2 protein-coding genes are annotated in these 1,313 nt (G+C 69.0%); both read right to left on the reverse strand.

Annotation, left to right across the window (positions count from 1 at the left end; translation table 11 throughout):
• Positions 1-635 (reverse strand): radical SAM family protein (locus AC27IQ_RS24760; RefSeq protein ID WP_487091185.1); only part of this gene is annotated, 635 nt, incomplete at its 3' end.
• Between the two features lie 186 nt (positions 636-821).
• Positions 822-1,082: a hypothetical protein gene (locus AC27IQ_RS24765; protein WP_272568362.1), complete on the reverse strand. Its 261-nt coding sequence runs from the start codon at positions 1,080-1,082 to the stop codon at positions 822-824.
• Between the last annotated feature and the right edge of the window lie 231 nt (positions 1,083-1,313).

The following is a 1,313-nucleotide window of genomic DNA, read 5'->3' on the forward strand; positions in this document are numbered from 1 at the left end:
CGCGGCTCCAGGCGGCGGGCGAGCGCGGCGTCCAGCGTGGTGATGGTCACGTAGGCGGCGGCCAGGCGGTCGCGGGCCAGGGGGGCGAGCAGGTCGAGGTCGCGCTCCACCCCGCTCGACTTGGTGATGACCGAAAACGGGTAGCGGGCCTCGCCCAGCACTTCGATCAGCCCGCGCGTCAGGCGCAGCTCGCGCTCCACGGGCTGGTAGCAGTCGGTGGCGGATCCGATGTTGAGCAGCTGCGGCACATGCCCGGGCCGGGCCAGTTCGCCGCGCAGCACCTCGGCGATGTTGTGCTTGGCGATGATCTGCGTCTCGAAGTCCAGCCCCGGCGACAGGTTCAGGTAGCTATGCGTGGGCCGCGCGTAGCAGTAGATGCAGCCGTGCTCGCACCCGCGGTAGGGGTTGACCGAGTGCTCGAAGAAGATGTCCGGCGAGTCGTTGGCGCAGATGGCGCTGCGCGCGGTCTCCAGCACCACGCGCGTGGCCTGGGGGGCGGCGGCGTCCGGCCCTTCGCCGGGCCCGGCCCAGCCATCGTCGAAGGCGTCGCGCGCATCGCGCAGGAAACGGTGCGGGATCCGCGTCGCGGCGCCCCGCCCCTTGATGGCGTGCAGTGGGATCTGGAATTCGGACATGGACGGCGCCTCGGCTGCGGGCTGGGCCAGGGGCGGCGCCGGTTCGACGCCTGCCTGCGGCCAGCCAAAGACTGTATATAAACACAGATATTAGCGCCGTTCGCTCGGGATGTCTCCCGCCCCTTCGCCAGGCGCCGTTCGCCCCGATGCCGTGGGCCTGCACTGGCCCGGGCTACCGCCTGCGGTTCACGCGGCCAGGGAGAGGCGGCGCAGCAGGCCGCGCAGGTGCATGCGCTGCAATTGCACATCCAGCGCCTGCAGCGCGCGGCCTTCCTCGGTGAAGCCCGTGATCCGGGCGCAGACCGGGCCGCCCTCCTCCTCCACGGCGGTGGTGCCCGTCAGCAGGCCAGCGGCGCGCAGCAGCTCGAAATGCTGGATTTCCTCGGGGTCGGAGGTGGTGAACGGCAGGGGCTGTTCCGCCACCTTGCCCAGGAACACGACGTTCATATGCGCACTTTCTTCACAGGGCTGGCGCGCGCACCGGCCGGAACTCGGGGATCGAATCCGTGGCGCCAAGGCTGCCGCCCTCAGGGAAGGCACACGGTAGGCCACAACGCGGTGCAGCACAAGCACGGCCGGACAGGAGGTCACGGTGCTGCGCTCGGCAACGGTTTGGGTGTTTTTTGGCCTCCAGCACAATCGACACTAGGGCATTATGCTATTTTATTTTAATAGCAA

The sequence above is a fragment of the Acidovorax sp. KPB24-07 genome, assembly GCF_057543315.1.

Bases quoted from the DNA above. Each gene is read 5' to 3' on its own strand.
- AC27IQ_RS24765 (WP_272568362.1), bottom strand. From the start codon at position 1,082: ATGAACGTCGTGTTCCTGGGCAAGGTGGCGGAACAGCCCCTGCCGTTC.